General features: G+C 60.6%; 4 protein-coding genes. All 4 read right to left on the reverse strand.

The window, feature by feature from the left end; translation table 11 throughout:
• Positions 1-15 precede the first annotated feature (15 nt).
• The 4 genes from BRX37_RS26005 to tnpA all read right to left on the reverse strand — a co-directional run bounded on the left by BRX37_RS26005 (position 16) and on the right by tnpA (position 2,703).
• A complete protein-coding gene (locus BRX37_RS26005) occupies positions 16-312 on the reverse strand; it encodes a hypothetical protein (protein ID WP_125990319.1) in 297 nt (98 codons plus the stop codon).
• Positions 312-1,922, reverse strand: a complete 1,611-nt coding sequence (gene tnpC, locus BRX37_RS26010; protein ID WP_125990321.1) for an IS66 family transposase — start codon at positions 1,920-1,922, stop codon at positions 312-314. The genes BRX37_RS26005 and tnpC overlap by 1 nt, the downstream gene beginning before the upstream one ends.
• A 62-nt stretch (positions 1,923-1,984) precedes the next feature.
• Positions 1,985-2,311 carry an IS66 family insertion sequence element accessory protein TnpB gene (tnpB, locus tag BRX37_RS26015; protein WP_346763666.1) on the reverse strand — a complete coding sequence of 109 codons (327 nt, stop codon included), beginning with the start codon at positions 2,309-2,311 and terminating at the stop codon, positions 1,985-1,987.
• Positions 2,312-2,328: 17 nt separating this feature from the next.
• A complete protein-coding gene (gene tnpA, locus BRX37_RS27725) occupies positions 2,329-2,703 on the reverse strand; it encodes an IS66-like element accessory protein TnpA (RefSeq protein ID WP_125990323.1) in 375 nt (124 codons plus the stop codon).
• Positions 2,704-2,803 lie beyond the last annotated feature (100 nt).

Raw genomic sequence — 2,803 nt, forward strand, 5'->3', positions numbered from 1 at the left:
GTAACCGTCCGATTGTTACCGCGGTGGTTGGGCCTTGAAGCGAGTGGCGAGTTCGGGATCGTCCAGGAAGTCGTCGAGAAAGCTGTGCCAGGTCTGGGTGGTGCGGCGTGCTTCTCGAAGCATATCTGACAGTTCATCGACGCCATCGTCGGTGAGGGCCGTAATGGTCTCATCCGGGCCAGTGTAAACGCTGATGATGCTGCCGTATGTCAGATTGTCATCGTTCCAGACGATGGCTTCCAACAGCTCCACGTCCTCACCAAGCATTTTGGCAGCATAGTCCAGCGTGCGCACGTGAGTGATCGTGGCCATCAGGCTACCTCTGCCAATGGTACCAAGGGCTTCCATTTCCAAGGCAACAATTCGTCGATCCGGTTGATCTTGTGATCGTGGATACGGCCGAGCACGTCGGCTAGATAAGCCTGCGGGTCCAGACCGTTCATCTTGGCACTTTCAATAAGCGTCATGGCCCGTGCCAGGGTTTCAGCGCCTGCTTCGGAGCCGGCGAAGAGCCAGTTGCGTCTTCCCAGACCAATAGGTCTCACGGCTCGCTCAGCGGCATTGTTATCGATGGCGACGCGCCCGTCTTCGATGAACAATGAGAAGGCATGCCAGCGACCCAAGCCATAACGAATGGCGCTGGCCAGATCGCCCTTGACGGGGATGCGGGTGAGTTGCTGCTCGGCCCAGGCGCGCAACGCCTCGAGTTTGGGTTTGCTATGCTCCTGGCGGACGGCACGCCGAACATCCGCGGGCTTCCCGGCGATTTCACGCTCGATGTCGTATAGCTGGCCGATGCGATCGAGGGCTTCTCGCGCTATCGGTGATTTGTTCGCTTTCCAGATGTCATGGAAGTCACGCCGCCAATGGGCAAAGCAGGCAGCTTCCAGGAAGCGCGGTTCGCCGTCTGCGCCGGGCTCATAGAGCTTCGCATATCCCTTGTAGGCGTCGGCCTGGAGAATGCCGCTCGCATTGCAAAGGTGGTTTTGCACGTGCTCCGCCTTCCAGTTGGGAGCAAAGCGATAGACCACACCCGGCGGTGCCGCCCCGTTCCACGGGCGCTGATCGCAGACATAGCCCCAGATCCTGCCTTGCTTCACGCCCTTACCGAGCCCCTTGGCCCGCCGTGTGTGATCCAGCACCTGGATCGGTGTATCATCGGCGTGGATGACGATGCTGGCCAGGACCGATGCCTCAATACGCTCGATCAGGGGCTGCAGGGTTCGCATCGCTTTGCCGCACCAGTCAGCCAGCGTGCTGCGGGGAATGTCAGCGCCCATGCGGGTAAGGATTTCATTCTGCCGGTACAGCGGCAAGTGATCGTCGAACTTTGAGACGAGCACGTAGGCAAGCAGGCTGCTTCCGGCCATGCTGCCGGGGATTGGGCGGCTCGGAGCCGGCACCTGCACCATTTTCTCACAGCAGCGGCAGGATTTTTTCGGCCGCGCTACCTCGATCACCTTCAGTTTGGCGGTAATCATTTCGATGATTTCGCTCACGTCCTCGCCGACGAGGCGTAACTCGCCCCCGCAATCGGGACAAGCGCTGCCCGGGTCGAGTTCTTTTCGCTCGCGCGGCGTGTCGGACGCAACGCGCGGACGCCGGGCCATGGCCCGTGCGCTGTCTACATGCGCAGTGGCTTCATCCTCTTCGACATCGCTCGGCAAAGCGACGGTTTGTGCCGCAGCGACCAGAATGTCCTCCAGGGCCAGTTCCAGCTGCTCGATCTCGCGTTCGATCTTTTCCGAGGACTTGCCGAAGGCCTGTTTCTTCAGTTTGGCAATGCGCAGACGCAGGGCCTGAACCACCAGATCATGTGCACGGACCGTTGCCGCCAGCTTCGCGTTTTCCGCCTGCAAGTCGGCGATTATCGCCTTCAGCAAAGCTGGGTCTTCGGGAAGGTTTTGCGCCGCGCTCAGCATGATCCTGCTTACCAGCCAGGGGCAGGAATATCCATGAAAACAGGTAGATTCAGGAACAAAAGTCAGCCCACGTGAGCAGGCGGCGCGCCCCAATTTGGACGCCTCCAGTCGATGCCTTCCCAAAGCATCGCAAGCTGGGCCGAGGTCAGCCGCGCCGTCCCATCCGCCGCAGAGGGCCAAGGAAAACGGCCACGCTGCAAGACCTTGTAGTACAGGCAAAATCCTTGCCCATCCCAGTACAGCAGCTTCACCCTGTCGCCGCGTCGCCCTCGAAAAGCGAACACCGCGCCGCTTGCCGGTTTCTGTCGCAGCACCGTCTGGGCAAGCTGGCCAAGGCCAGAGATGCCTTTGCGCATATCAGTGACGCCGCAGGCCAGATAAACTCGCACGCCAGTTCCCGGGCCGATCACGCCGCCTCCACGCAGCGGATGAGCTGGGTCAAGGCGATGGCCTCGATGTCGCTTCCAAAGCGCAAAGTCCGGCCTTGCGTCAGGCGCAACTCCACCATGCACGTCCCGCCTGGGCTTGTGCTGCGGGCGACGTCAGGGCTCTGAGCGGCAGGCATCTCCACAGGCAGAAAGACTGGCTCCGGTGGGGCCAGCAAGAACCCGCGCTTCTTCAAATCATGTCGCCAAGTGTAAATCTGCTGCCGGGTTACATCATGGCGCCGGGCTACCTCTGCCAGCGTCGCGCCATTGACGCCGACGGATCCGATGATCTCCAGCCTATGCTGGTCCGTCCACCGGCGCCGTCGTTCCTGACCCAGTATTTCCGCCCTCATCGCAATCCCCGATCAAGAGACGTCGTTAGCGACGTCGCTATGACCGTCTCTTAAGAAATTATCGCTCCATTAGGCAGGCGGTCCCAATCGGACGGTTACG

Origin of the sequence: Sphingomonas sp. S-NIH.Pt3_0716, assembly GCF_003950715.1 — a bacterium.
In the GTDB taxonomy this organism is placed as follows: Bacteria; Pseudomonadota; Alphaproteobacteria; order Sphingomonadales; family Sphingomonadaceae; genus Sphingobium; species Sphingobium yanoikuyae_A.